Origin of the sequence: Methylorubrum populi, assembly GCF_002355515.1 — a bacterium.
In the GTDB taxonomy this organism is placed as follows: domain Bacteria; phylum Pseudomonadota; class Alphaproteobacteria; order Rhizobiales; family Beijerinckiaceae; genus Methylobacterium; species Methylobacterium populi_A.
Genome location: NZ_AP014809.1, coordinates 5,306,190 through 5,329,942, shown reverse-complemented (window position 1 = coordinate 5,329,942; position 23,753 = coordinate 5,306,190). Strand labels below are relative to the sequence as shown.

General features: G+C 69.5%; 23 protein-coding genes. 14 read left to right on the top strand and 9 right to left on the bottom strand.

Features of this window, described 5'->3' with window-relative positions; translation table 11 throughout:
• The first annotated feature begins 41 nt into the window (after positions 1-41).
• Both MPPM_RS24785 and MPPM_RS29310 read left to right on the top strand, forming a co-directional pair.
• Positions 42-269 (top strand): hypothetical protein, encoded by a 228-nt coding sequence (locus tag MPPM_RS24785; protein ID WP_096487346.1) that lies wholly within the window; start codon positions 42-44, stop codon positions 267-269.
• A 106-nt stretch (positions 270-375) separates the two neighbouring features.
• Positions 376-558 carry a type II toxin-antitoxin system RelE/ParE family toxin gene (locus MPPM_RS29310; protein WP_348529750.1) on the top strand — a complete coding sequence of 61 codons (183 nt, stop codon included), beginning with the start codon at positions 376-378 and terminating at the stop codon, positions 556-558.
• Positions 559-611: 53 nt separating this feature from the next.
• Here the strand turns inward: MPPM_RS29310 and MPPM_RS24775 are convergent, their stop codons facing one another.
• Positions 612-2,009: an RtcB family protein gene (locus MPPM_RS24775; protein WP_096487345.1), complete on the bottom strand. Its 1,398-nt coding sequence runs from the start codon at positions 2,007-2,009 to the stop codon at positions 612-614.
• 73 nt (positions 2,010-2,082) lie between these two features.
• Positions 2,083-3,687, bottom strand: coding sequence for a TROVE domain-containing protein (locus tag MPPM_RS24770; RefSeq protein WP_096487344.1), 1,605 nt, complete (start codon positions 3,685-3,687; stop codon positions 2,083-2,085).
• A gap of 1,215 nt (positions 3,688-4,902) precedes the next feature.
• Here MPPM_RS24770 and MPPM_RS24765 point away from each other — a divergent pair.
• The 3 genes from MPPM_RS24765 to MPPM_RS24755 all read left to right on the top strand — a co-directional run bounded on the left by MPPM_RS24765 (position 4,903) and on the right by MPPM_RS24755 (position 8,243).
• The gene (locus tag MPPM_RS24765; protein ID WP_096487343.1) at positions 4,903-5,220 is read left to right on the top strand and encodes a helix-turn-helix domain-containing protein; all 318 of its coding nucleotides are present in this window, start codon (positions 4,903-4,905) and stop codon (positions 5,218-5,220) included.
• Positions 5,217-6,008 carry a LamB/YcsF family protein gene (locus MPPM_RS24760; protein ID WP_096487342.1) on the top strand — a complete coding sequence of 264 codons (792 nt, stop codon included), beginning with the start codon at positions 5,217-5,219 and terminating at the stop codon, positions 6,006-6,008. The genes MPPM_RS24765 and MPPM_RS24760 overlap by 4 nt, the downstream gene beginning before the upstream one ends.
• A 189-nt stretch (positions 6,009-6,197) precedes the next feature.
• Positions 6,198-8,243: an AI-2E family transporter gene (locus MPPM_RS24755; protein WP_096487341.1), complete on the top strand. Its 2,046-nt coding sequence runs from the start codon at positions 6,198-6,200 to the stop codon at positions 8,241-8,243.
• Positions 8,244-8,271: 28 nt separating this feature from the next.
• On the opposite strand, the gene MPPM_RS24750 is transcribed toward MPPM_RS24755, so the two are convergent.
• Positions 8,272-9,111, bottom strand: a complete 840-nt coding sequence (locus tag MPPM_RS24750) for an N-acetylmuramoyl-L-alanine amidase (RefSeq protein ID WP_162296281.1) — start codon at positions 9,109-9,111, stop codon at positions 8,272-8,274.
• Between the two features lie 311 nt (positions 9,112-9,422).
• On the opposite strand from MPPM_RS24750, the gene hisN reads away from it, so the two are divergent.
• Entirely contained in the window at positions 9,423-10,214 is a 792-nt protein-coding gene (gene hisN / locus MPPM_RS24745; protein ID WP_096487339.1) for a histidinol-phosphatase, read from the top strand.
• Positions 10,215-10,314: 100 nt separating this feature from the next.
• Here the strand turns inward: hisN and MPPM_RS24740 are convergent, their stop codons facing one another.
• Both MPPM_RS24740 and MPPM_RS24735 read right to left on the bottom strand, forming a co-directional pair.
• Complete coding sequence (locus tag MPPM_RS24740; protein WP_096487338.1) at positions 10,315-12,621, bottom strand: hemolysin; 2,307 nt, start codon at positions 12,619-12,621, stop codon at positions 10,315-10,317.
• A gap of 667 nt (positions 12,622-13,288) precedes the next feature.
• Positions 13,289-14,281 (bottom strand): alpha/beta fold hydrolase, encoded by a 993-nt coding sequence (locus MPPM_RS24735; RefSeq protein ID WP_096487337.1) that lies wholly within the window; start codon positions 14,279-14,281, stop codon positions 13,289-13,291.
• Between the two features lie 182 nt (positions 14,282-14,463).
• Here MPPM_RS24735 and MPPM_RS24730 point away from each other — a divergent pair, with 182 nt between their 5' ends.
• A complete protein-coding gene (locus MPPM_RS24730; RefSeq protein ID WP_017483557.1) occupies positions 14,464-14,934 on the top strand; it encodes an Hsp20 family protein in 471 nt (156 codons plus the stop codon).
• 77 nt (positions 14,935-15,011) lie between these two features.
• Here the strand turns inward: MPPM_RS24730 and MPPM_RS24725 are convergent, their stop codons facing one another.
• Genes MPPM_RS24725 through MPPM_RS24715 form a run of 3 tightly spaced genes read right to left on the bottom strand, consistent with a single transcriptional unit; the run spans position 15,012 to position 16,235 of the window.
• A complete protein-coding gene (locus MPPM_RS24725) occupies positions 15,012-15,326 on the bottom strand; it encodes a hypothetical protein (protein WP_096487336.1) in 315 nt (104 codons plus the stop codon).
• A gap of 45 nt (positions 15,327-15,371) precedes the next feature.
• Positions 15,372-15,785 (bottom strand): cupin domain-containing protein, encoded by a 414-nt coding sequence (locus MPPM_RS24720; RefSeq protein WP_096487335.1) that lies wholly within the window; start codon positions 15,783-15,785, stop codon positions 15,372-15,374.
• Positions 15,786-15,788: 3 nt separating this feature from the next.
• Complete coding sequence (locus MPPM_RS24715) at positions 15,789-16,235, bottom strand: RNA polymerase subunit sigma-70 (RefSeq protein WP_096487334.1); 447 nt, start codon at positions 16,233-16,235, stop codon at positions 15,789-15,791.
• Positions 16,236-16,483: 248 nt separating this feature from the next.
• On the opposite strand from MPPM_RS24715, the gene kdoO reads away from it, so the two are divergent.
• A complete protein-coding gene (gene kdoO / locus MPPM_RS24710) occupies positions 16,484-17,353 on the top strand; it encodes a Kdo hydroxylase KdoO (protein ID WP_096487333.1) in 870 nt (289 codons plus the stop codon).
• A gap of 13 nt (positions 17,354-17,366) precedes the next feature.
• On the opposite strand, the gene MPPM_RS24705 is transcribed toward kdoO, so the two are convergent.
• Positions 17,367-18,443, bottom strand: a complete 1,077-nt coding sequence (locus MPPM_RS24705) for an AI-2E family transporter (RefSeq protein WP_096487332.1) — start codon at positions 18,441-18,443, stop codon at positions 17,367-17,369.
• A 375-nt stretch (positions 18,444-18,818) separates the two neighbouring features.
• On the opposite strand from MPPM_RS24705, the gene MPPM_RS24700 reads away from it, so the two are divergent.
• From MPPM_RS24700 to MPPM_RS24675, 6 genes are all read left to right on the top strand, one after another.
• A complete protein-coding gene (locus MPPM_RS24700; RefSeq protein ID WP_096487331.1) occupies positions 18,819-19,307 on the top strand; it encodes a hypothetical protein in 489 nt (162 codons plus the stop codon).
• Positions 19,308-19,542: 235 nt separating this feature from the next.
• Positions 19,543-19,839, top strand: a complete 297-nt coding sequence (locus MPPM_RS24695; RefSeq protein ID WP_003601886.1) for an acyl carrier protein — start codon at positions 19,543-19,545, stop codon at positions 19,837-19,839.
• Positions 19,840-19,865: 26 nt separating this feature from the next.
• Positions 19,866-20,330, top strand: coding sequence for a 3-hydroxyacyl-ACP dehydratase FabZ family protein (locus MPPM_RS24690; protein WP_096487330.1), 465 nt, complete (start codon positions 19,866-19,868; stop codon positions 20,328-20,330).
• Positions 20,327-21,472: a beta-ketoacyl-ACP synthase gene (locus MPPM_RS24685; RefSeq protein WP_096487329.1), complete on the top strand. Its 1,146-nt coding sequence runs from the start codon at positions 20,327-20,329 to the stop codon at positions 21,470-21,472. The genes MPPM_RS24690 and MPPM_RS24685 overlap by 4 nt, the downstream gene beginning before the upstream one ends.
• Positions 21,473-21,703: 231 nt before the next feature.
• Positions 21,704-22,990 (top strand): beta-ketoacyl-ACP synthase, encoded by a 1,287-nt coding sequence (locus MPPM_RS24680; RefSeq protein ID WP_096487328.1) that lies wholly within the window; start codon positions 21,704-21,706, stop codon positions 22,988-22,990.
• Positions 22,987-23,748: an SDR family NAD(P)-dependent oxidoreductase gene (locus tag MPPM_RS24675; RefSeq protein WP_096487327.1), complete on the top strand. Its 762-nt coding sequence runs from the start codon at positions 22,987-22,989 to the stop codon at positions 23,746-23,748. The genes MPPM_RS24680 and MPPM_RS24675 overlap by 4 nt, the downstream gene beginning before the upstream one ends.
• Positions 23,749-23,753: the final 5 nt, after the last annotated feature.

Below are 23,753 nucleotides of genomic sequence, written 5' to 3'. Positions count from 1 at the left end.
GATCGGCTTCTTTCCAGTCCAATGTCGTGCATAATGGAGGCATGACCGAGTTGCTGGAAAGAGCCATCGCACGCGTCCGCGCCCTCCCGCCCGAGACGCAGGACGATATGGCTCGCGTCCTTCTCAGTCTCGCAGGCGACGAGGAGCCGTCCGTTCCGCTCACACCGGAGGAAGAAGCCTCGTTCGCCAGCTCCCGTGCTCAGGCCGCGTGTCGCGAATTTGCGACGGACAAGCAGGTGCGGGCGATCTGGGCGAAGCATGGCCTGTGAGACTGCGCTACACTCCGGACGCCGCCGCCGAGCTTGACGCGGTTCTGACCTACATCCGAGCCTGTCACCCCAAGGCGCTCGCCGCGTTCAGCGCCGCATCCAGGCAGTGATCGACCTGCTCTTGCTGCATCCCCTGAGCGGGCACGCGACCAGCCTTCGGCCCATGCGCCGGATCGTGGCGACACCTTATCCCTACCTGATCTTCTACGAGGCGACCGAGGACGAGGTGGTCATTCTCGGCATTCGGCACGCTGCCCGCGACCCGGCCTCCATGCCCGGCACCTCCTGAGACTCGCGAGAAGGACGGAAAGGCGGCGCCGGGCTCATCACCCGGCGCCGCCGTCACTTCGTTTCCGCCTCGGCGGCCTTCGCCACGCGCTTCGCCGCCGCCTTCTTCCGCCAGGGCGCGTCGGCCTCCCAGTCGCCTGCCATGATGCAGCCGTAGGGCTCCACCGTGTCGACGACCTCGGCCAGATCGTACTTGGCGATCTGGGCGCGCACGGAAGCCGCATCCTTGTAGGCGCCCGGCAGCTCCGACAGGTCGGGCTTGCCGCAGAAGAAGCGCACGTCGATGCCCTCGGGCAGGGCGGGCGCGTGCTCCCGCAGGTAAGCCGTCCGGCTCATGTTGCGGCCCGCCCCGTGCGGGGCGAAGCCGAGCGAGGCCGCGTGGTCGCGGTGGCGGGCAATCAGGATCGGCTCGGCCATGTTGAGCGGGATCAGCGTGCGCCCGTCATCGTCGGCCGAGAATCCCTTCCACGACGGGGTCGCCCCCTTGCCGTGGTAGTAGAGCCCGTCCTCGCGGCGGAAGACGAAGTTGTGCTCGTTCCAGAACCGGTCCGCGACGGCGTTGCCGACCTTGCGCGCCACGAGGTCGTGGAGCGCGAAGTGGCTCGCCTTGGTCCAATCCCGCACGATCTGCAGCGCCTCCCAATAGGCCCGGCCGTCGTCGGATTCCGCCCGGATCCAGGCGTTGTGCGCCGGGACCCGCGGGGCGACGATCGCCGTGTGCCGGCGCGCGGCGGCCATGCCCTTCTTGTAGAGCTGGGCACCGAGCCCCCGCGAGCCGTGATGGGTGACGAGCGCCACCTGCCCGGTCGAGGCGAGGTGCCCGACATAGGCGAAGTGGTTGCCGTCGCCCTGGCTGGCGAAGTGGCCGACCGCGATGTTGGCGAACTCGGCGAGGAAGCGGTTACCCGCGACTCCCGCCATTACCGCGTCCGGCGGCTTGACCACGCCGTTGCGCCCGCCGGGCCCGAAATGCGTCACCGCCTGCATGGCATCCAGCACGCGCTTCGGGTCGTCGGCCCGGCGAAACACGGTGATCGCCACCGAGCAGCAGATGTCGGCCGAGTGGAAGCCCGGATGGATCGCGTCCGCGCAAGCCACCGCGCCGCCCACGGGGATGGTCCCCTCCGCGAAGCCCGACGGGCAGGCATCCGGCATCACCGCCCCCTTCACGATGGTCGGCACCCGCATGAGCGCGTCCATGTGGCGGATGACAGCGACCGCGTTCGCCCGCTCGGCCTCCGTCTCGGCGTCGAGGAAGACGCCGAAATCCAGGGCGTTCGTGCGCATCGGGATCGCGTGGGTGGCGGGGTCGAGGGTGGCCAGATGCGCGCGGATCGCCGCATCGTCGGCGCCCTCGAGGCGCATGGCGTTGGCAATGGAAACCGCGCGCTTGAACCACTCGCCGGGCTCGAAGCCCCAGACGATGAGATCGCGTCCGTTGATCGCGGTCATGGTGCCGCTCCGTCTTCTCGAATTTTTTCCGAATCGGGACGGGCGGCCCGTCCGGAGCCGTCCGTCCCTCTCGTCATACGCGGATGAAGTCCGCGATCAGCGCGGGCGCCGCCGTGTCGAAGCCGACCACGTCGAGCATGCCGGAATCGTTCGGGTCGGCGATGCTGAACCCGTTGGAGACGAGCCCCACGACCACGAGCTTGGCCGGAATCCCGGTCTTCTCCCGGTACTCGCGCAGCGCTTGGACCGGGTGGACCGGCCCCGCCCAGGTCTCCGAGTCCGTGTAGACCACGAACGCGTCGGCCCGGACGCCGCGCTCCAGCGCCCACCGCATCGGCAGCGAGCAGTCCGTCCCGCCGAAGGGCAGGCCGGCCGTCGCCGCCACCGCCTGGTCGAGCCGCATCGACGGCCCGATCGGCAGCGCGGTCAGCGCCGCCCCCTGGCTCCAGGACTGGCCGGGCTCGGCGGTGAAGCCGAGGACCTGCCAGTGCTCCTCCGTCGCCGCGGTGACGAGCGCCATCGCGGCGGCCGCCTCGCGGGGTGTCAGGGCGGAGCCCGCGACCGAGCCGCAGGCCATGGAGCCGGAGACGTCCAGCGCCAGCACGAGGCGCCGGCCCGTGGGCTCGACGCAACCGAAGGCGGTGTAGAACGCCGCGTTCAGCGCCTCGACGATCGCCGCCACCGGCTCCCAGGAGAGCCGGCCGTGCTGGCCGCGCCCGGACGCGTAGGTCTGGAGCGCGATCAGCAGCGCCATCGGATGCAGGCGGGCCTTCAGCAGACGCTCCCGGTCCGACAGCACGGACACGACGTGCTCGGTCGCCGGGGTGAAGGGCGCGAGCGCTCCCGAAGCGGTGAGCCGGCCGAGCTGGCGCACGAGGGCGCCGACCGGCATCCGCTCGATCAGGGCCTCGTTCACCGCGCGGCTCGTCATCAGCCCGGTCGGCAGCGCCTCCCAGGGCAGGCCGTGCGTGCGCACCTGCGCCGCCGCGAAAGCGCCGTCGACGCCCTCCGCCTGCACGCAAGCGAAGGCGTGGACGAGGGCGGGGGTCTCCTCGGTCAGCGTGCCGCGGCAGATCCAATCGAACAGCGCCTTCCGCGCCGGCTCGTCCGTCTCCGGATGAGCCAGTCGCAGGAGGTCGCGGTGCGACCAGCCCTGACGGGCGCGGTATTTCACCGCCTGGTAGGCGAGGGCGTCCACCGGACGCGCCCGGTACCAGTCGCCGACCGCGCGCCGCAGCGCCCGGCCCCAGCCGCGCATCGCCTCGACGGCGTCCGCGAACTGGAACAGGTGCGTGCCGGTGCGGCAGACCCGGGGCAGGGCGGCGAGCGCCAGCCGGCGGGTCGCCTCCGCTTCCGCGGAGGCCGCGAGCGCCAGGGCGAAGATCGCCGGATCCTGCTTCAGGGCGCGACCCGCCTCGCTCACCGCGACGATGGTCGCGACCGCCCGCGCACCGTCCTCGGCGATGCAGCGCATCACCGCGACGGCGTTCTTCCGGGAGAGAGCCCGCTCACCCGCGTAATAGGAGCCGCCCTCCGAGCCGAGCATCAGGAAACGGTCGAGCCGCGCCCAGTCGCTCACCGCGAAGACGTGGCCGCCGGCCGAATTCGGCACGGTGCCGGGAAGGGGCTCCGACTGCGGGGTGCGCCGGAGCGAGAACAGCTTTCCATAGTTCAACATTGCTCGCTCCTCTCTCCGCGGGGTTCTTCTGGAATTGTCCCCGAGGCTCGTTGCGGCCACGCGGTCGTGAATCGTGCGAGGGATTCCGGCGCCTCGCGGCGCCCGGGATTCGAACCCAAGGACCTGATCACCCTCGCAATCCGGCCCGCGCGGCCGAATTCGTTTGTTCCGTCAGCGGCCGTGCGGGCATGGAGGAGAGACAGGCGGTCCGCTCGCGCGGCCTGCGTCGCCCGTCCGCCACCCGGGCATCGGACCTCGCGGCCCGTGGGATTCGAACCCGGCCTTCCGGCCGACGATCACCCGTCTCCATCGGCCCGCACGGCCGATTCCTGTGTTGGTTTGTGCCCGCAGGCCGGACGGGTGTCCGGCTCGCGGGCCGCGCGGTCGTGGGATGAGGAAAGGGGCGCTCTACCCGACTGAGCTACGGGCCTTGCGACCCGGCGGGCTTCGAACCCGCGACCACCTCATGAGGAATGATAACCTTCCCTCTTCGGCCCGTGCGTCTTTGAATGTTTTCCTACAACTTAGCCGAGAACGGCCCTGCGGTCATGGGGGTCGGGGGCGGATGACTGAGCTACGGGCGTGATGCTCGGCGGACATCGAATCCGCGACCTCCGCGGCCTAGGCCGCGGCGCTCTACCGGTAACCGTCCCCGTTCGGCCCGCAGGGGCCGCCGGGATGGGGATTTGGGGAATTGAAAGGCCGAGCCGGAGCGGCGGCCACGCGGGCATGGGGGTGCGGACGGGAACGTCCTTGCGGACAACGGAGCCCTCCGCCCGAAGGCGTCAGGCGTTCGATTCCCTGAGATAACCGTCCGCTATCGGCCCGCGCGGCCGGATCGCTCCTGAGCGGTCGGATTCGACCGCATCGACCATGGCCGCTCCGACCCTGGACGGGCGAAAGCGGCGACATGTAGGTCGTCGTATCTCATGCCTTGCTCCGTCGAGGCGGGGCCAATGGGGAGCGCGGGCGTGTAAATTGTGATCGGGGCTTCACGGTGCAGGTGATAACCGATCACGACCGGCCCGCGCCGGTGATGGTGTTCAAGCCGAAAGCCGAACATGATGTGAAAGAGCGGAGGAGTTCTCTGATGGAGAATGGGATACCGCTCGTTTCTCCGGCCCGGCTGAGCCGATGGACCCGTGCTTACGGTTGTGCCGCGGATGCGTCAACCCGAAACTTGAAAATTCTTTCAGCTTCACGCATCTCCCCTCCATGAACCCATCGGCCATCACCCCTGCCCAGATCCGCGCCGGCCGCGGCCTTCTCAAATGGACGCAAGGGGTTCTGGCGAGCCGCGCCAGCATCTCCGCCGTCACCCTGAACATGATCGAGAGCGATCAGGTCGCGCCGCGCACCAAAACCCTGGATGCGATCCGCACGGTGCTCGAAGGCGAGGGCATCCGTTTCATCGGCGACGCGGCGGAAGGCTTCGGCGTGATGATGCGCCCGCGTTCCGAGACCTCGACGCATCCGCGTCCATCCGCGTCACCTCGTGGGAAGAGGTCGAGTTCCATACGGGCTGCCGAGTGAGCGCCCGCATCGATCTCAACGCCGATCTCGGCGAGGGCTTCGGCCCCTGGCGCCTGGGCGACGACGCAAGGCTCCTCGATATCGTCACCTCGGCCAACATCGCCTGCGGCTTCCACGCGGGCGATCCCGACATCATGGTCGAGACCGTCGCCGCGGCGCGGGCCCGCGGCGTGGCCGTGGGCGCCCATCCAGGCTTTCACGATCTGCGCGGTTTCGGCCGGACCCGGATCCAGGAGAGCCCGAGACGAATCGAGCGCGACATCGCCTATCAGATCGGCGCGCTCCAGGCCTGCGCCGCGCTGGCGGGCGCTCGCGTCACCCACGTCAAGGCGCACGGCGCCCTCGCCAACCTCTCGAACGAGGACGAGGCGGTCGCCGACGCCCTGGCCCGGGCCGTGGCCGGGGTCGATCCGGGCCTTGCCCTGGTGGTGATGCCGGGGCTCGCCGCCGAGCGGGCCGGCGCGCGCGCCGGGCTGACCCTCGTGCGGGAGATCTACGCCGACCGCGCCTATGCCGAGGACGGCACGCTCAGCCCCCGCGGCTCGCCGGGCGCAGTGATCCACGAGGCGCAGGAAGCCGCCGCGCGCGTCGTGCGCATGGTCGAGGAGGGTGCCGTCTTCACACGCGGAGGACGATGCATTCCCGTCGAGATCGACACCGTCTGCGTCCACGGCGACAATCCGGAGGCTATCGCGATGGCACAAGCCGTGCGCGCGGAGCTGGAGCGCGCTGGTTTTAGCCTCCGGCCCTTCACCAACTCCTTCGTCGAGATGTGTCCAGGGGCCTGACGGGTCGCCCTGTTACGGCGACGTTTCAGGGATCGAATCCGGCCTGCTCACGGTTTCTTGAGTTCTAGTGCCCCCGGGCACCGGCGGCTGCGTCGGACCCGCGCGGCTCTCGAGCAGGACGAAAGGGCCGCGACGCGGTCCGTCGGGCCTTGCGATGAAGCGTGGCGTGAGAGGGAAGTTCGGCCTGACATGAAGCGCATATCCCCCGGTGAGGGCTTCATCGTGCCGCCACGCCCCACGCGGGTCGCCGCCGCCGAGACGCCCAAAGGTCCGCTCGCCTCATCCCTCGTCGTGTTCGCGATCATCGTCGCCGGCCTGTTCCTTGCGCGCGAGGTGCTGATCCCCATCGCCATCGCGGTGCTGCTGTCCTTCGTGCTCGGCCCGCTGGTGAACTTCCTGCGCCGGCTGCGGCTGGGGCGGGCGGTGGCGGTCCTCGTCTCGGTGCTGTTCGCCGCGGGCGTCATCGCCGCGCTCACCACCGTCATCGGCGTGCAGGTCGCCGAGCTCGCCCAGGACGTGCCGCGCTACCAGCGCACGGTCGAGCGCAAGATCGAGGGACTGCGGAACGGCTCGCTCGGCCAGACCATGGACTACATCGCCAACATCAACCGCGCGATCCACCAGGGCGGGGAGGAGAACAAGGAGAGCGCCGAGCGGGCCAAGGAGCGATCGCTTCGCGAGCAGGCCGCCCGCGACAGCGCCCGCAGGGCCGAGCCGGAACCGGCCAAGCCCCTGGTGGTGCAGGTGGAGGAGCGCCGCCCGAGCCCGCTCGAACTCGCCACCACCGTGCTCTCGCCGGTGGCGCAGCCGCTGGCCACCGCCGGCATCGTCATCGTCGTGCTCCTGTTCATCCTGATGCAGCGGGAGGACTTGCGCGACCGCCTGATCCGCCTCGCCGGCTCGAGCGACCTCCACCGCACGACGGTCGCCATGGACGACGCCGCGCGGCGGCTCTCGCGCTACTTCCTGGGGCAACTCGCCCTCAACACCGCCTTCGGCATCGTCATCGGCGTCGGGCTCTGGATCATCGGCGTGCCGAGCCCGGTGCTGTGGGGCATCTTCGCGCTGGTCATGCGCTTCGTGCCCTATATCGGCGCCGTGCTCTCGGCCGTGCTGCCGATCGCACTCGCAGCCGCCGTCGAGCCGGGCTGGAGCATGGCACTGGCGACCTTCCTTCTCTTTGCCCTCGTCGAGCCGATCGTCGGGCAGATCATCGAGCCGCTGGTCTACGGCCACTCCACAGGCCTCTCGCCCTTCTCGGTGCTGGTCTCGGCCCTGTTCTGGACCTGGCTGTGGGGACCGGTGGGGCTGCTTCTCTCGACGCCGCTGACCGTCTGCCTCGTCGTGCTCGGGCGCCACGTCGACCGGCTCGAATTTCTGGACGTGCTGTTCAGCAACCGGCCGGCACTGACCCCGATCGAGAACTTCTACCAGCGCATGCTCGCCGACGATCCGGAGGAGGCGCAGGAGCATGCCGAGCTGATCCTGCGGGAGTGCTCGCTCTCGGCCTATTACGACGACGTGGTGCTCAAGGGTCTCGAACTCGCCGCCCGCGACGCCGCCCGTGGCGTGCTCACCCCCGACCAGAAGGACGAGATCCGCGCCTCGATCACGGCGCTCGTGGAGGATCTGGAGGATCGCGACGACAAGGTGCCCGAGCCGGCCTCGAAATCCGCCCGCCTGATCTCGGACGGAGCGGGCGACGGCGAGAGCGCCTGCAAGAGCGATCCGATCCCAGAACCGGATCCGGACGACCTGCCCGAGGCCTGGCGGCAGGACGGGGCGGTGCTCCTCGTCTCCGGCCGCGGCTTCCTCGACGGGGCCGCCACGGCCATCGCCGACCAGCTCCTGCGCAAGCGCGGGTTCGGCACGCGGCAGGTGCCCTTCGCCGAGGTCGCGCGGGTGCGGATCGGCGCGTGGGAGCCGGGCCCGGCCCAGGCCGTCTGCGTGATCTCGCTGGCGCTGTCGGGCGAGCCGACCCATCTGCGCCGCCTCGTCACGCGGCTGCGCCAGAAGATCGACACCGTGCCGATCGTCGCCGGACTGTGGCGCCTCGACGAGCCCATGCTCTCCGATGACGCGCTACGGGCCAAGCTCGGGGCGGACGATCACGTCACGTCCCTGCGTGACCTGATCGAGACGATCCTCGCCATCGCCCGCCACGGCACGCCGCAGGAGCCGGAGCGCCAGCAAGCGGCAACGCCTCCGCGGCAGGCCCTGCCGGAACCGGCCTAGCCGGCGTCCCGGCGGAACGGCGGCTCCATCAGCCCTCCGTCAGGTAACTTCCGTGCACCCAGCCCGAGAAATCGGGCTGTCCGGCCTCGTTCAGCACCGAGACGAAGCGCCAGTTTCCCTCGTGCTCATGAACGATCACCCGAGTGCCGTCCGGCAACGGAACCGGCCGAAGCGTCTGCGCCGAGGCCCGCGGCTCGGCCCGGATATTGAGACCTGTCGGCGAGCGCACGACGAAGATCTCGGGCCCGTCCTCCTCCCGCCCGAACACCTTCGCCCTGAACATCGCCATGTCCCAGGCCGGCCCGGGATCGGTCTTGCGGCCGGGCGAGATGTCGTCGTGGCCGATGATCTCCGTGAGGCCGTAGTGGGAGCAGACGGCCTGCGCGACGTCGATCGTGGCGTGGATCTGCGCGTCGGTATACGTCTCCCAGCCGCAGACGGGACCGCCGTTCTTGTGCCGGGCCTCCACGACCTTGCTGGCATCGACCGCGCTGCCCGTCCACGAGACCCAGCCCGATCCGGACTTCCTGAGCGGCCCCCAATTCTCGATCTCGATGCCGATCGCGCTGCGATTGAGGCCGGTGTAGCGCTCGCCGTCCTTGGCCGTCCAACTGCTCAGGCCCGCGTGCCACGCGACCACGTTGAAGGGAACGCATTGGATCACCGATCCGTCGCGGCGCACGACCACGTGCGCCGACACCTTCGCCTGTCGGTTCGAGAAGTACTTTGCGATATCGGAACTCGGCCCACTGGCTGTGAAGTGAATGACGAGGAATTTCGGATCAAGCGCGCCGCCTGTATTCGGCGAAGCAACGAAGTCGATCCCCGTCTGTCCGATGACGAGCTTATGCGAGCGAATCTTGTACATGGAATCCTCCCGGACCATGGACACAAACAATAGAAATGTTCGCCAGATTTTGGCGATTCAATAATCAACCTTATGGTCTCACGATTCTACAAGAGTGACAACATCAATTCACGACACCGGGGCCATTCAGCCGGCCGCCCGGTGCCTGCAAAACCTCTCGGCTCAAGACTATCCGCCTCGGCCTCGCCGCAAGCGAGGAGGGGGCGCCCGCCCTGGCGGCGCGGGGACGCGAACGGAAATCGCGGCGGCGGCTTGACGGAGCCGTCCGCCGACGGCTTCGTCTCGGGCAGTCAACGGGAGGCTGTCCCTCGATGAGCGTCGTCGATCTCGCCCAGTTCATGGAAGACCTCGCCACCCAGTCCGGGGCGGCGATCCTGCCGTTCTTCCGGGCGCATTTCGGCCTGGACGACAAATCCCACGGGACAGGGCACGCCTTCGACCCGGTCACCGAGGCGGATCGCGCGGCGGAGACCGTGATGCGCCGGATGATCAAGGACCGGCTTCCCAGCCACGGCATCCTCGGTGAGGAATTCGGCTCCGAACGGGCGGACGCGGAATGCGTCTGGGTGCTCGATCCGATCGACGGCACCCGCGCCTTCATCAGCGGTCTGCCGACCTGGGGCACGCTGATCGGGCTCACTCATCACGGCGCGGCGGTGCGCGGACTGATGCACCAGCCCTATCTCGGCGAGCGCTTCCTCGGCGACGGCAAGACCGCGAGCGTGCGCAGCCCGAGGGGCGAACGCCGCCTGCACAGCCGCCGCATTGAGGCGCTCGGCGACGCCATCCTCGCCACCACCGATCCGCGCCTGTTCGCCGACGGCGAAGAGGCGGAGCGCTTCCGCGCGATCGAGGCGCAGGTGAAGATGTCGCGCTACGGCGCCGACTGCTACGCCTACTGCATGCTGGCGGCGGGCCAGATCGACCTCGTGGTCGAGGCGGGCCTCAAGCCCTACGACATCGTCGCGCTGATCCCCATCGTCGAGGGCGCGGGCGGGGTCGTGACGGGCTGGGACGGCGGTTCGGCCACCGGCGGCGGCCGGATCGTGGCGGCGGGCGACCGCCGGCTGCACGAGGCTGCCCTGAGGCTGCTCAATCCGTAGGCCCGGCTCGCTCCGGTGGCGCGGCCAGGCCGGAGCGGTCCCCTTCTCCCGCAAACACCCATCGCCGAGGCGCGGTCCGCCGCGGCGATGGGGCTCGGGATCAGGCGAAGATCAGATCCTTCACCTGTCCGGCCAGCGCGGTATCCCAGGACCAGTTGGAATGGCCGACCAGGTCGCTCGTGCGCAGGACGTCAAGCGGAACCGCCCCCTGCCCCTCGGCGACGACCTTCTCGTTCTTGAGCAGGCGCATGTAGCCGGCCTCGTCCACGCTGGCCTGCCACTTCGCCATCTCCCCCTCGACGATCGCGTCCGCCGCCGTGATCCGGTGCTTGGTGGCGCCCGTCAGGATCTCGAACGCCATGTCGTCGCCGTTGCCGACCTGGCCGAGCCAGATGTTGTCGCTGTCGCGGCCATTGCCGGTGTCGAACACGCGCTGATAGCTGCCGTGGCTGAGATCGTCGAAGCGAACCTCGGCGAACATCTTGAAGGCGCCGTCGATCTCCGGGATGCCCTTGAACGGCGTGATCGTCAGGTCGCTGACTTCGCCGACGAGCGGCTTGTCCGAGGCCCAATTGGATTTGCCGACGAACTCGTTGACCCGGGCGATATCCTTCGGGACGATCCCCTGCCCCTCGGCCACGAGCGCCCCGTCCTTGAACAGGCGCATCCAGCCGGCCTCGTTGACGCTGGTCGTCCAGGTCGCCTGCTGACCTTCGACGATCGCGCCCTTGGCCACGATGGAGGCAGCCTTGCCGTCGTTCAGAATGGTGAACTGCATGTCGGTGGAGGTGCCGACCTGACCGAGGAAGACGTTGTCGGCGCCCGGGCCATTGCCGAGGTCGAAGACCCGCTGCCACGCACCGGCATCGATGTCGTCGAACCGGACCGTCGCGCTGGCGGTGAAGGCGCCGTGGATGTCGGGCAGGTCGTCCTTGAAGGTCAGGTCGTAGACGTTACCGACCAGCGCCGTATCCTGCGCCCAGTTGGAGTGCCCGACGAACTCCTTCGCCCGCGTCACGTCGCGTGGCACGGTGCCCTGACCCTCGGCGACGAGCGCGCCGTCCTTGTAGAGCGACATCCATCCCTTCTCGTCGACGCCGGCGGTCCAGCGCGCCTCCACGCCCTGCGTGATCGCGTCCTCGGCGGTGATGCGGTGCTTGACCGCGCCGTCGAGGATCTCGAACGCCATGTCGCGCCCGTTGCCGACCTGCCCGAGCCAGATGTTGTCGCTGTCGGGGCCGTTGCCGGTGTCGAAGACGCGCTGATAGTTGCCGCCCGCGAGATCATCGAACCGCACCCGCGCGGTGACGCTGAACGCGCCGTCGATATCGGGAATGTCGGGGCGGTAGGCTTCGTCGGCGGCGGCGTTCAGGGCCATCTCGTAGGTCGCGCCGCCGGCCTTCACGGTGCCGAAGCGCCCCTGCAGGTGGGCGAGAAGACCGGCCGTGCCGAGCACCGTATCGTCGAAGCTCAAGGATTCGATCGAGGTCAGCGTATCGACGCTGCCCGAGGGGAGATGCTTGATGGCGAGCGTGCCGGTGGCGGCACTCGCGTCGTAGAGGGCGACGTAGTCCCGGCTCCGGCCTGCGAACACGGCCTTGTCGATGCCGTCGCCGCCATCCAGCGCGTCGTTTCCGGCTCCGCCGATGAGAACGTCGTCGCCCGCGCCGCCGAAGAGCCTATCGTCGCCCGCACCGCCGTCGATCCAGTCGTTGCCGCCGTAGGCATAGAAGGTGTCGCTCCGGTTGCCGAGCCAGATCTTGTCGGCACGCTCGGTCGCGATCGGCATGCCCCGGTCCTGGAGCATGGCGAGGTCGAGGTCCGAGATGCCCTTGCGCACACCCGAGGAGATCGAGGCGCCCATCAGATCCCCGTCGAACCCGACATGCGCCCGACCCCAATCGAGCGGGCTCGCGCCACCGAGAACCGCCCGCGTGTTCTCGCCGTTGAAGACGAAGCCCCCGCCGGCATCCGTCGCGGCCTGGAAATCGAGAAAGCCGAGCGCGTGGCCGAGCTCGTGCTGCATCACCGAGAAGGCGTCGATCCGGTCGCCGGGAACACCTGCAACACCCGCCGGATCGTAGAACCAACCGCGGTAACTATAATCGGCGAGCGTGAGGTCACCGTCGGGCTTGCTGCCGTTCCCGTCATAGCCCTCGCGGGCCTTGAGGATGGTGGCATAGTCCCACCCGCCTCCGTTCCAGGCGTAGTTGGGTCCGGCGTTGGCGAGGATGCCGCCGCTGCCGATATTGCCGATCGCGAGGGCAATATCGATCGTGCTGTCGCCTTGAATGTACTTGGCCCAGCCGTCGGCCGCGCCTTGAGCCGTCGCAAGGATCAAGTCGGCCTGCCAACCGGCGAGCCAAGGCGAGTAGCCGTTTGCCCAAAAGACAGAGATTTTCGCCATCGATGAATCTTTCCATTCATTTGGACTTCGATCCGCCGCCGGCATGTCCGTTCACCGGCCGAGATCGACAACTTCAAGTTCAAGCTTTTTCAGTCCACCGATCGGCTCATCTGACCAAGCCTTCGCAACCGAGAGCTATTATCAATCTGCTTTTCGAATATTGAGGAGCGAATTAAAGTTTTATCTTAACATATGCTGGATTTTTGCGGGTCGACGGGAGCAAGCTCGTTCGCGACAGGACGAGCGCATCCAAGAACATTTCAGTGCAAACGCCATCGATCAGGAGAGACATCCGCTTGCCCGGCACGATCGACCGCGTGACAAAAAAAATTTTCAGCGAGCATTCAAATGATTGCGCCACTAAAAATACGCATAGTGTCGTACTTTATTCTCAGTATGCGGCGTCTTCTGGCACAGAAAATTTGCGCACAAGTGCTCGGATCGAATACCTGCAAGAAGATGCGTCGATCGAGGAAGGCCGACCGTCGAGACGGCATTCCGCTTCGGTCCGGGGCGATCGCATCGGACCGGAACGCCCCTCGGGAGACGACCGCCGCCGGCCATTTCCATCCCTGGCGCGGCGGGCGCTGCGTATGAGGCGCGAAGGGGATCGGCGGCGGCGCGCTCAGCGCGCGTCCGGCGAACGCTCTCAGGCCGGTCCGGCGCCTCAGCCGGGGAGGGCGGGCTCAGACAGGGTCCGCTCGGCGGCAGCCTGGGAGCCGTGGCCGGGGATGAAGGCGTCGAAGGCAGCCCAGAAATCGGTGCGGACCGCGTCGCACTCGCTCAGGATCTCGTGGCGGGCACCCGGCAGCACGATCAGGCGCCCGGTCTTGAGCCGGGCGACGAAGCGCTCGATCGTCGGCGTCCCGCAGACGGGATCGGCCCCGGCCCCGATGATGAGACAGGGCGTGCGGATCTGCCGGATCAGCGCCGGATCTTGAAGCCGACGCATGGCGCGAAAGGCGGAGGCGAGCCAGGCGATCGTCGGATCGCCGACCGCGCCGGCGCCGACTTCGCGGGCGGCGGCCGCGTTGCGGGCGTAGCGCACCGGATCGGTGGAGAGGCGGTTGCCGGGGAACGGCTTGGTGGCGATCGAGACCTTGCTGCCGGAGGGCACGTAGCAGCGCCCGAGGCCGAGCCGGTGCAGTCCGCGCGCGAGCAGCGAGACCGCCGCCGGCCAGCGCACCATGCGGATCGACAGCATCGGCGCGACGGTGACGAGCCGCCGGAACGGCAGCCAGCCCTCGGCCGAGCCGATCAGCGCCACCGCGCCGCCCATGGAATGGGCGAGCCCGAAATACGGTTCGGGCATCATCGGCACGAGCACCGTCTCGGTGATCGCCTTGAGGTCGAGGCGGTAATCGTCGAAGTGGCGGACATGGCCCTTATGGGCGTCGCGGACCTGCCGGCCCGAATCACCCTGTCCGCGCCAGTCGAAGGCGACGACGCAGAAGCCGCGGGCGCGCAAGTCGGCGATCGTCTCGAAATACTTCTCGATGAACTCGGCCCGGCCCTGGAGCAGGCAGACCGTGCCCTTCACGCCGCGCGTCGTCGGCTGCCACGTCGCAGCGCGCAACGCCACGCCGTCCTCGGTCTCGACCGGCACGAGCCGGGCGCCGGGCGGCACCGGGTTGCCGGGGGTGGGTCTCAGGCTCAGCACGGCCGACGCATCCCGCAAAAATTTCCGCTCAAGCTCACGCAAAAACCTCGCAAGCAGACCCTTGCGCGGTTTTCGGCTCCCACCAATATCGTGGGCGCGCCGGCCGAGACGGCGGCGCGACGGTCCGGCCCACGGGCGGACCCGAATACACAGAGCATGTTGCTTCTTCTGGAGGATATGTAATGCGTCAGTTCGATCTGGCTCCCCTGTACCGTTCCACCGTCGGCTTCGACCGCCTTTTTGCGGCCCTCGACGGTTTCGTGAGCGCCGAGGCTGCTCCAACCTATCCGCCCTACAATATCGAGCGCACGGGTGAGAACGTCTATCGCGTGACCGTCGCGGTGGCCGGCTTCACCGAAGCCGACCTGTCGATCGAGGTGAAGGAAAACGCCCTCACCATCAAGGGCGAGCGCAAGGCCGCCGAGGGCAAGTCTTCCGAGGTTCTCTATCAGGGCATCGCCGCCCGCGCCTTCGAGCGCCGCTTCCAGCTCGCCGACCATGTCCAGGTGACCGGCGCCGTGCTTGAGAACGGCCTCCTCCACGTCGATCTCGTTCGCGAGGTCCCGGAGGCGAAGAAGCCGCGCCGCATCGAGATCGCGAGCCGGCCGTCGAGCCAGCCGGTGATCGAGGGCTCGGTCCAGCAGGCCGCGTAATCCTCCGGCCGAAAGGCCGCCACGCCCGACGGGGAGCGCCCCGGCCCTGATGGCCGGGGCGTATTCGTATCGGGCGCTCAGAAATCCCCGAACCGGTCGCCGCGGCCGGGCTCGTAGCAGGTGAATCCGACGAAGCAGCCCGGTGTGTCGCGGGTGGGCACGAAGGCGCGCCGGCCGATCTCCGTCGCCTCGCAGAACGAGCGGTCGCGCACGAAGCGGTCGTAGGTCGGTCCGCCGGTGCCGAGCACCGCCGCGCCCTGCCGCGTGACCAGGGCACGGGCCTGGGCGCAGGTGAGATTCGTCGTGGAAGGGCGCTGCGCCAGGGCAGAGCCGCTGCCGGCGGCGAGCAGGGCCGCGGCGGCGAGGATACATCGCGAGAGAGGGCGTCGCATGAAGGGGATCCGGCGCGAGGAAATCTGTCTCCTCAACAGCGCCGATCACGGATGTATCCCGTCGAGTTCCGGCAGCAGGACCACGCTCTCCTGCTCGTTCGGATCGGTGCGGGCGATGATCGCCGTGCAGGGCTCGGTCAGGCTCGGATTGTAGGGCAGGTGCGGCACGCCGGCCGGGATGTAGAAATACGCGCCGGGCTTCAGCTCGGTGTGGTGCTCCAGCCGCTCGCCCCACCAGGTGCAGGAGGTGCCCGCGAGCGCGTAGATCGCGGTCTCGTGGCCCTCGTGCTTGTGCGCCCTGGCCCGGGCACCGGGCGGAATCGTCACCATCTGCAGGTGGATGCCGGTCGCGCCCGCCGTCTCCGCCGAGATGCCGGGGGCGTAGGACAGCCCCTGCTTGCCGATGAAGGCGTCGCCGGGCTGCACCAGCCGGCAGCGCCTCTCGCCCGCCCCGGCCATCGCCTACAGGTCCCCGAAGGCGAGTTGCCCCTGGGGTGCGGCCGGCTTCTTCGCCGCGCGCGGCGCATCCCTGCGGGCGAGGGGCTTCGTGCGCGGCCTCGGCTGCGATTTGGGGTCGGCGCGCATGCGGGCCTTCGCCTTGTCGCGGGCCACCGCCTCGGGGGCATGCGGATCGTCGTCGAGCCACTTGCCGCGCTTGATCACCTCGTTGACGCGGCCCTGGTTCACCCCGACCTTGAAGGCGATCTCCTGCTGGGTCATGCCGGTGGAGGCGTGCAGCTCCAGGATCGCGCGGGCGAGGTCGGGCGTCATCTTCTGGCCGGTGATGCGCCGGGCCGGGCGGATGGTGCGGGTCTGGCGGTCGCGCTCGCGCAGGCGCTCCAGCAGGGCGAGCGCCATGTGCATGCCGTGCTCGCGCAGGGCCTCCTCGAATTCCTTCAGCGTCGCCATGACCGGCTCCTCGTCCGGGGGGCGGACATCCGACGGGGAAACGCCCTGCCCATGCCCCAGGTTGCCTACGCTCCGGGGCGCCGATCAGGAGACGCGCGCGCGGGCGACGGGGCAAGCCGACGCGATGTCCCGTCCACCGCAAAACATCCCGCTTGCCCCCGCGTGACGCCGCGGCGGGTTGGCGTGTTGGCAGAGCGTCGGCCCGTCGGTTACACCGCGCACCAACCTATCGTGCGGAAACGACAGCCATGATCAGCCCCGTCCTTCCCGTTTCCCGCTCCGAGGCGGCGCCGGGCGCGCCCGCCCTCGTCGAGGCGCTGGAGAGCGGTTCGGTCCTCGTCTTCCGCGATCTCGACTTCCCCTTCGACGCCTTCGAGCAGCGCTTCGTCGAGCGTCCCTTCGCCGACGGCAAGGCCAAGAACGTCTCGATCCGCAACGAGACCGCCGAGCTGCGGGGCGGGGCCGGCAGCGCGGAGGAACAGGCGCGCCTGCGCGACCTGCTGGTGCGCTACCGCCGCTTCGCGCAGGACCTGATCGAGACCTACCTGCCGGCCTACAGCGGCAAGCTCTCGCTCGCGGGCACCTCGTACCGGCCGTTCGACGTCGACAAGCGCAAGCTGAGCTGGCGGCGCGACGACACGCGCATGCACGTCGACGCCTTCCCCTCCAACCCGATCGGCGAGCGGCGCATCCTGCGCATCTTCCGCAACATCAACGCCGAGGGGCAGCCGCGGCTCTGGCGGGTCGGCGAGGATTTCGGCTCGATGGCGGACAAGTTCCTGCCCAAGCTCCCGGGCTATTCCGGGCTCTCGGCGAGCGTGCTGGCCGCGCTGAAGATCACCAAGGCCAAGCGCTCGGAATACGACCACCTGATGCTGCACCTCCACGACGCCCTGAAGCGCGACCTCGACTATCAGGCCAACGCGCCCCAAGCCGATGTGCGCTTCCAGCCCGGCGAGACCTGGGTGACCTTCTCCGACCTCGTGATGCACGGTGCGATGGGCGGTCGCTACATGCTGGAACAGACCGCCTACATCGCCGTCGCCGATCAAGCCGATCCGGAGAAGAGCCCGCAGCGGATCCTGGCGAGGAAACTCGGACGGCCGCTGAAGCATTGAGCGGGCCGCGGCCTCAGACGGCCTCCGGCCCCTCCGTCAGTTCCCGCCACAGCAGGATCAGGGCGGCCATCACCGCCGGGCCGATGAACAGGCCGAGCAGGCCGAAGGTCTCGACCCCGCCGAGGATGCCGAGCAGCACCCACAGGAAGGGCAGGCGGGTGGTGCCGCCGATCAGAGCCGGGCGGACGAAGTGGTCGGCGACGAAGGTGACGACGAAGCCGGCCACCAGCACCGTCACCGCGGGCACCACCGAACCTCCCGCCAGCAGCAGCGCGGCGGCGAGGCCGAAGGCCAGCGGTGCGCCGAACGGGATCATTGCGGCGACCGCCGTGACGGCGCCGAACAGCACCGGATGCGGCACGCCGGCGAAGGCGTAGACGATTCCGAGCAGGAAGCCCTCGCCGATCCCGACGAGAACCAGCCCGTCCACGGTGCCGTGGACCGAGGCCACCATCTGGCGCGCGACCCGCTCGCCGCGCGGCCCGAACAGGCGCTCGCTCGCCCGCAGCGACTGCGCGACGACGGCATCGCCCTCGCGGAACAGGAAGAACAGCGACAGCAGACAGAAGCCGAACAGCACCACCCGATGCACCAGCCCGGCTCCGACGGTGCGGGTCAGGTCGCGGTTGGAGGCGGTGTTGAGACGCTCGCTCAGCTCATGCGCCAGCCCGGCATGGGCGAGATGCGCGTTCCACCATTCGGTCACGGCGGAGGCGCCGTAGGGCAGGTGGGCGACGAAGTCCGGGACAGAGATTCCGTTGCGCTCGGCTTCGCGGGCGTAATCGAGAAGGTCGTGCGCCTCGCGGCCCGCCTCGACCCCCAGCAACGCCAAAGGCAAGAGTAGAACCAGGGCGACGAGGCCGGTGAAGACGGCCGGCCAGAGGATGTTGTGCCGCCCCGGCGGAAAGCGGCGGCGGGCGCGGGTGAAGAGCGGCCAGAGGGCGATGGCAAGCACCAGCGCCCAGATCAGCGCCCGCAGGAATCCGGACAGGATGTACAGGCCGAGGCCCAGCAAACCCGCAACGAGAAGCGCCCGCAGCACCCGCTGACTGCGATCGATTTCGGGCCCCGTCTGATCGCTGGCGCGCATCGCCGCCTTGCTCCGTTCCGCCGGGTTGGCGGCGCGGGCAAACTAAGGCGGATCGAGCCGCGATCCAGGGCCGGCGGCAGGGCGCCGCGCCTTCGGGTCCCGGACGGGCCCGGAAAGGGTCCGCGCGGTATCCCGCACCCGGGCTGACGGGGGAGGCGGCCGATCGCTCCGCGCCGAGCCCATCCGGATAGGACGGGAGCGGGCGGAAGGCGGATCGCCGCTTGGGGGGAAGCCGCGCTCACGCCGCGACGGTGCCGTCGATTGTCGGAACGAACTGCGAACAAACGCTTGACCGATCCGGCGCCCGAACGCATTGTTCATGGAACGTTCCGGACCGATTCGCGGCGCTTGCCGCGAACAAGGCAGGAGGCTTCCATGATCGAGATCGGCTTCGACGACGATGTGCTCGACCGGCCGGCTCCTGCGGCGCTGACGCCGTCCCCCGATCGGGACTGGCGTATCCTCGACGATGGCCTCGAACATCCGGCGAGCGGCTACTTCATCGCCCGTGAGGAAATCGCCGGCCGCCGCGGCGACGGGCTCTGGATCTGGCCGATGCAGCTCGCCGAGAAGGCGTGGTGCGCGCCGCTCGGCTTCCGGCGGGTCTTCCTGGCCGCCCTGGAACGCTACGGCGTGGCGGCGGATGCGGATCTCGCCCGCTCCTTCGCCCTCGGCTTCGGCATCCAGGATGCGGGGCAGAGGCACAACGACCGCTTCGTGGCGCTCGGTGAGCTGGTGCGCCCGCGTGCGGCGGAGCGCAAGCGGCCCCTGCCGATGGAGAGCCGCCGTTCCGGCCGCGAGCGGCCGCGGCAGGGGGCGGATACCCGCACGCCGGCGCACGACCTCAGCCGCTCGGCCGGGTGAGGAGCGGCGGATCGGGCCATGTGGAAGGCGGCGCTGCATGGGGGCGATCGCCCGACGCGACGCCCGAGGTTGCCCGCGCTCCACCGCTTCGTGTAAGGGGTCGCGATCTTTTCAGAAGCGCCATCGGGAACCGGCGGCGATGCGGGGCCGCGGACCGGCTCGGGCGCCATGGGGGCGTGCCGCGCGAGGGGTCGGCGACGCCGGACATGAAGAATCGAGAAAGCGGCCAGCCCTAATGTCGAACGAGACCGCCACCTTCGACCGCGTCGCGGACATCATCGCCGAGACGGCGGACATCCCGCGCGACAAGATCACTCCCGAGAGCCACGCCATCGACGATCTCGGCATTGATTCGCTCGCCTTCCTCGACATCGCCTTCGCGGTCGACAAGGCCTTCGGGATCAAGCTGCCGCTGGAGCGGTGGACCCAAGAGGTCAACGAGGGCAAGGTTCCGGCCGAGCAGTACTTCGTGCTGAAGAACCTCTGCGCGCGCATCGACGCGCTGGTCGCCGAGAAGGCGGCCAAGGCCTGATTCGTCGGGCTTGAGGAGTTCGCGCGATGCGGCTCGAATATTTCGAGATGATCGATTCCGTGGTGCGGCTCGACCGCGTCGCCGGCCGCATCGAGGCGCGGGCGCTCGTGCCCGAGGCGAGCCCGGTCTTCGAGGGGCATTTCCCCGGCCATCCCCTGGTGCCGGGGGTGCTGCTGACGGAGACCATGGCCCAGGCCTCCGGATACCTCGTGCTCGCCCATCTCGACTTCGCGCAGATGCCGTTCCTCATGGCGGTGGACAAAGCGCGGTTCCGCTCGTTCGTCGGGCCGGGCGCCGCCCTCGACATCACGGCGAGCCTGGAACACGACGGTTCGGGCTACGCGGTGACGAAGGCCGCGATCCGCCACGAGGGCAAGGCGCTCTGCGACGCGGAGCTGAGGTTCCGCACCATGCCGTTTCCCGACGGGCTCGATGCGCCGATGCGTGAGCGCGCCCGAAAGATCGGCCTGCTCGAGGGAGATCAGCCGTGAGCCGCCCGCAGGCCCGCGACGTCGTCGTCACCGGAATCGGACTCGTCTCCTGTGCGGGTGAGGGAATCGAGGCGCATCTGACGGCCTTCGCCTCGGACGCGCCGCCGCGGACGGATGCCGAGACCTTCGCGCCCTATCCGGTGCATCCGGTCGCGCCGCTCACCTTCGATACGCAGATCCCGAAGAAGTCGGACCAGCGCCAGATGGAGCTGTGGCAGCGGCTCGGCGTCTATGCCGCCGGCCTCGCCCTCGATTCGGCCGGGGTGAAGGAAGATGCGGCCTTCAAGTCAGCGCTCCCGCTCGTGGTGGCGGCGGGTGGCGGCGAGCGCGACTATGCGGTCGATGGGGCCATTCTCACCGGCCTGCGCGGGACCAACGATCCCGGCGCCTTCCTCAACGAGCGGCTCCTGAACGACCTGCGGCCGACCCTGTTCCTGGCGCAGCTCTCGAACCTGCTCGCGGGCAATATCAGCATCGTCCACGGCGTCACGGGGGCCTCGCGCACCTTCATGGGCGAGGAGTCAAGCGGCGTCGACGCGTTGCGCATCGCCCATGCCCGGATCGCCTCCGGTCAGGTCGAGACGATGATGGTCGGCGGCTCGTACAATGCCGAGCGGCCGGACGTCCTCGTCATTCACGAGATGGGCGGCTACCTCCTCAAGGACGCCTACCGGCCGGTCTTCGAGCGCGGGGGCGAGGGGAACGGCGGCTTCATCCTCGGCAGCGCCGCCGCCTTCCTGATTCTGGAAGCGGCCGAGCACGCCGCCGCCCGCGGCGCCCGAGCCTTCGCCCGGCTGATGCCGGTGGCCAACGACCGGGTGGCGCGCGCAACCAACAGCGTGTCGGCGAGCCTGACCCGCCTGATCGCCGAGGCTGGGATCGAGCGGCCGGACGTGGTTCTCTCGGGCGCCACCGGGCTGTCCGACCTCGCCGCCGAGGAGATCGCGGGCATCCACGCGGCGCTGCCGGGGGCGGGCATCCGCGCCACGGGCGACGTGATCGGCCATCCGATGGAGGTTGCCGCTCCGTTCGGAACGGCCCTGGCCGCGGCGCTCTGCGCGGTCGGCTCGGCCCGGGAAGTCGCGGTCACCTCGGTCGGCCACCGTCGCGGCGAGGGCGTGATCCGCGTCGTGAAGGTCTAGAGCATCATCCCGAAAGGTGGTTTCCGGCTTTCGGAAAAAGATGATGCAAAACCAAAAGCCTAGCGCATCGTGCTGGATCCGATATCCGGCACGATGCGCTAGAGCGTCATCCCGAAAGGCGGCCGCCGGCTTTTGGGAAGAGACGATGCGGAAGAGAAGGGCTGCCGCTCCGGAGATCGCCGCCGCGGCGGTCCGGATGCATGCCGGCCGAGAAAATGGTCTGAGGCCCCGATGTCACAACCGCGCTCCTCATCCACCCACGACGCCCAGGGCCGGCCGCTCGTCGCGGTGACGGGCCTCGGCATCGTCACCTCGCTGGGCCGCGGCGTGACCGAGAACTGGGACGCGCTCACCGCGGGCCGCTCCGGCATCCGGGCCATCAGCCGCTTCCCCACCGAGGGCCTGCGCACCCGCATCGCCGGCACGGTCGATTTCCTCGACACCGACCCGCTGGTGGCGCCGCTCCTGTCGGAGCGCTTCGCCATGGTGGCGGCCGAGGAGGCGGTGACGCAGTCCGCCATCGGTGCGGGCTTTCCCGGCGGCCTGTTCGTGGCGGTGCCGCCGGTCGAGATGGAGTGGCCGCAGCGCCAGGCGCTGGCCGAGGCCGGGGGCGAGGCGGGCGAGGTGAGCTACGCGGGTCTCCAGCGCGCCGCCGCGACCCGCCGCTTCGACGCGTGGCACGACCTGTTCATCTTCGGCACGGTGGCCGACCGGCTGGCCGACCGCTTCGGCACCCGCGGCTCGCCGATCTCGCTCTCCACCGCCTGCTCGTCCGGCGCCACGGCGATCCAGCTCGGCGTCGAGGCGATCCGCCGGGGCGAGATGGACGCCGCGCTCTGCATCGGCACCGACGGCTCGGTGAACCCGGAATCGCTGATCCGCTTCTCGCTGCTCTCGGCGCTGTCGACGCAGAACGACCCGCCGGAGGGGGCCTCGAAGCCGTTCTCGAAGAACCGCGACGGCTTCGTCATGGGCGAGGGCGCCGCCGCGCTGGTGCTAGAGAGCGCGGCGTCCGCGCGGGCGCGCGGGGCGAAGATCCTCGGCTACGTGCTCGGATGCGGCGAGAAGGGCGACGGCTTCCACCGCACCCGCTCCAGCCCGGACGGGGCGCCGGTGATCGCGGCGATGCGCGCGGCGCTCGACGACGCGGGCATCGGGCCCGACCGGATCGATCACGTCAACGCGCACGGCACCTCGACGCCGGAGAACGACAAGATGGAGGCGCTCGGCTGCTCGGCGGTGTTCGGCGACCGGATCGGTCAGTTGCCGATCTCCTCCAACAAGTCGATGATCGGCCACACGCTGACGGCGGCCGGCGCGATCGAGGCGGTGGTCTCGCTGCTGACGATCCGCGAGGGGCGCATTCCGCCCACCATCAACTACGCTCTGCCCGACCCGGCGCTGCTCCTCGACGTGGTGGGGACCGCCCGCGACACCCGCGTGGCGCGGGTCCTGTCGAACTCCTTCGGCTTCGGCGGGCAGAACACCTGCCTCGTCCTGGGAGACGAGCCGGCATGAGCGGAGACCGCAAATCCGTCCTCGTCGTCGGCGGCGCCTCGGGGCTCGGCGCGTCGACCGTCCGCGCCCTGGCATCGGCCGGCCACGACGTGACCTTCACCTATCGCTCCTCACCGGAGCGCGCCGGGGCGCTGGCCGACGAACTGGCGCAGGCGCACGGGGGGGGCCGGGTCGCCGCCCGCGCCCTCGACCTGTCGGACCGCGACGCGGTGGAGGCATTCTGCGACTGGGCCGAGGACCAGGGCTTCTACGGCTACGTCCACAATGCCGGTCAATCGGCGGACGCGCTCGCGGCCATGCTCGACCGCGACCGCTCGGAAGCGGCGATGCAGGTCAATTTCTGGTCGATGACCCGGATCTCCAAGGCGCTCGTGCGCGGCATGACCCGGGCCCGCGCCGGCCGCATCGTCGCCATCGGCTCGGTGGCCGCGCTCCAGGCCAATGCCGGCAACGCGGCCTACGCGGCGACCAAGGGCGCCCTGATCGCCTATTGCCGGACGCTCGCCATCGAGTCGGCCAAGCGCGGGGTGACCGTCAACGTCATCGCTCCGGGCTTCATCGATACCGAGATGCTGGCGGGCTATGCCGGCCACCGCGAGGGCATCGAGCGCCAGATCCCGCTCGGCCGCTTCGCCCGGCCGGAGGAGGTCGCGGCCATGGCCGCCTTCCTGATCGGCGAGGGCGGGGCCTACATCACCGGCGCGGTGCTGCCGGTCGATGGCGGACTGACGGCGATGATGGGCATCCACCGGACCTGAGCGCC

Excerpts from the sequence above, each read along its gene's own strand:
- MPPM_RS24785 (WP_096487346.1), top strand. The coding sequence starts at position 42 with ATGACCGAGTTGCTGGAAAGAGCCATCGCACGCGTCCGCGCCCTCCCG.
- MPPM_RS24775 (WP_096487345.1), bottom strand. The coding sequence starts at position 2,009 with ATGACCGCGATCAACGGACGCGATCTCATCGTCTGGGGCTTCGAGCCC.
- MPPM_RS24770 (WP_096487344.1), bottom strand. The coding sequence starts at position 3,687 with ATGTTGAACTATGGAAAGCTGTTCTCGCTCCGGCGCACCCCGCAGTCG.
- MPPM_RS24765 (WP_096487343.1), top strand. The coding sequence starts at position 4,903 with ATGAACCCATCGGCCATCACCCCTGCCCAGATCCGCGCCGGCCGCGGC.
- MPPM_RS24755 (WP_096487341.1), top strand. The coding sequence starts at position 6,198 with ATGAAGCGCATATCCCCCGGTGAGGGCTTCATCGTGCCGCCACGCCCC.
- MPPM_RS24750 (WP_162296281.1), bottom strand. The coding sequence starts at position 9,111 with ATGTACAAGATTCGCTCGCATAAGCTCGTCATCGGACAGACGGGGATC.
- hisN (WP_096487339.1), top strand. The coding sequence starts at position 9,423 with ATGAGCGTCGTCGATCTCGCCCAGTTCATGGAAGACCTCGCCACCCAG.
- MPPM_RS24740 (WP_096487338.1), bottom strand. The coding sequence starts at position 12,621 with ATGGCGAAAATCTCTGTCTTTTGGGCAAACGGCTACTCGCCTTGGCTC.
- MPPM_RS24730 (WP_017483557.1), top strand. The coding sequence starts at position 14,464 with ATGCGTCAGTTCGATCTGGCTCCCCTGTACCGTTCCACCGTCGGCTTC.
- MPPM_RS24725 (WP_096487336.1), bottom strand. The coding sequence starts at position 15,326 with ATGCGACGCCCTCTCTCGCGATGTATCCTCGCCGCCGCGGCCCTGCTC.
- MPPM_RS24720 (WP_096487335.1), bottom strand. The coding sequence starts at position 15,785 with ATGGCCGGGGCGGGCGAGAGGCGCTGCCGGCTGGTGCAGCCCGGCGAC.
- MPPM_RS24715 (WP_096487334.1), bottom strand. The coding sequence starts at position 16,235 with ATGGCGACGCTGAAGGAATTCGAGGAGGCCCTGCGCGAGCACGGCATG.
- kdoO (WP_096487333.1), top strand. The coding sequence starts at position 16,484 with ATGATCAGCCCCGTCCTTCCCGTTTCCCGCTCCGAGGCGGCGCCGGGC.
- MPPM_RS24705 (WP_096487332.1), bottom strand. The coding sequence starts at position 18,443 with ATGCGCGCCAGCGATCAGACGGGGCCCGAAATCGATCGCAGTCAGCGG.
- MPPM_RS24700 (WP_096487331.1), top strand. The coding sequence starts at position 18,819 with ATGATCGAGATCGGCTTCGACGACGATGTGCTCGACCGGCCGGCTCCT.
- MPPM_RS24695 (WP_003601886.1), top strand. The coding sequence starts at position 19,543 with ATGTCGAACGAGACCGCCACCTTCGACCGCGTCGCGGACATCATCGCC.
- MPPM_RS24690 (WP_096487330.1), top strand. The coding sequence starts at position 19,866 with ATGCGGCTCGAATATTTCGAGATGATCGATTCCGTGGTGCGGCTCGAC.
- MPPM_RS24680 (WP_096487328.1), top strand. The coding sequence starts at position 21,704 with ATGTCACAACCGCGCTCCTCATCCACCCACGACGCCCAGGGCCGGCCG.
- MPPM_RS24675 (WP_096487327.1), top strand. The coding sequence starts at position 22,987 with ATGAGCGGAGACCGCAAATCCGTCCTCGTCGTCGGCGGCGCCTCGGGG.